Source organism: Streptomyces sp. NPDC044061 (assembly GCF_056434305.1).
This window is the reverse complement of record NZ_JBWKFL010000189.1, coordinates 1-1,283: the sequence shown is the minus strand read 5'-3', so window position 1 is coordinate 1,283 and position 1,283 is coordinate 1. Positions and strand designations below refer to the sequence as shown.

The window sequence follows — 1,283 nt, the reverse complement described above, 5'->3', positions numbered from 1 at the left end:
GCCCTCGATGCCGCGGACGTCGACCGCCGCCTCGAAGGACTCGTTCTGCCGTCCGAAGGCGTTGCGGCGCACGATCATGTCGATGCCGCCGACGGTCTCCTGGCCCGAGCGCGGGTCGAGGATCTTGTCGGCGAGCATGATCATGCCGGCGCAGGTGCCGTAGACGGGCATTCCGGCCCGCACGCGCGCGCGGAGGGGTTCCATCACTCCGAAGAGGACGGCCAGCTTGGAGATGGTGGTGGACTCGCCGCCGGGCAGCACGAGACCGTCGACCTCGGCGAGTTCCTCGGGGCGCCGCACCGGCCTGGCCACGGCGTCGGCCGCGGCCAGGGCGATGAGGTGCTCCCGTACGTCGCCCTGGAGGGCCAGGACGCCTATGACGGGGGTGTTCATGTGTTCCAGTGCCTTACCAGCCGCGGTTGGCGTAGCGCTCGGTCTCGGGGAGGGTGTCGCAGTTGATGCCGACCATGGCCTCGCCGAGGTTGCGGGACGCGTCCGCGATGATCTTCGGGTCGTCGTAGAAGGTGGTGGCCTTGACGATGGCGGCGGCGCGCTTGGCCGGGTCGCCGGACTTGAAGATGCCGGAGCCGACGAACACGCCCTCGGCGCCGAGCTGGCGCATCAGGGCGGCGTCGGCCGGGGTGGCGACGCCACCGGCGGAGAAGAGGACCACCGGGAGCTTGCCCAGCTCGGCGACCTCCTTGACCAGCTCGTACGGGGCGCGCAGCTCCTTGGCGGCGGCGTACAGCTCGTGGTTGTCGAAGCCGCGCAGCTTGGCGATCTCGTTCTTGATCTGGCGCAGGTGGCGGACGGCCTCGACGACGTTGCCGGTGCCGGCCTCGCCCTTGGAGCGGATCATCGCGGCGCCCTCGGCGATGCGGCGCAGGGCCTCGCCCAGGTTGGTGGCACCACAGACGAACGGCGTGGTGAAGGACCACTTGTCGGAGTGGTTGACCTCGTCGGCCGGGGTGAGGACCTCGGACTCGTCGATGTAGTCGACGCCGAGGGACTGCAGCACCTGGGCCTCGACGAAGTGGCCGATGCGGGACTTGGCCATGACCGGGATCGAGACGGCGTCGATGATGCCCTCGATCATGTCCGGGTCGGACATACGGGCCACGCCGCCGTCCTTGCGGATGTCGGCCGGGACCCGCTCGAGGGCCATGACGGCGACGGCGCCCGCGTCCTCGGCGATCTTCGCCTGCTCCGGCGTGACGACGTCCATGATCACGCCGCCCTTGAGCTGCTCGGCCATACCGCGCTTCACGCGGGCGGTGCCGGTC

2 protein-coding genes are annotated in these 1,283 nt (G+C 70.3%); both read right to left on the bottom strand.

Features of this window, described 5'->3' with window-relative positions; genetic code table 11:
* Window positions 1-393, bottom strand: a 393-nt coding sequence (gene pdxT / locus AC07CM_RS51020; RefSeq protein WP_478883379.1) for a pyridoxal 5'-phosphate synthase glutaminase subunit PdxT, incomplete at its 3' end; no start/stop codon positions are given.
* 13 nt (window positions 394-406) lie between these two features.
* A partial coding sequence (pdxS, locus tag AC07CM_RS51015; protein WP_478883378.1) for a pyridoxal 5'-phosphate synthase lyase subunit PdxS occupies window positions 407-1,283 on the bottom strand: 877 nt, incomplete at its 5' end.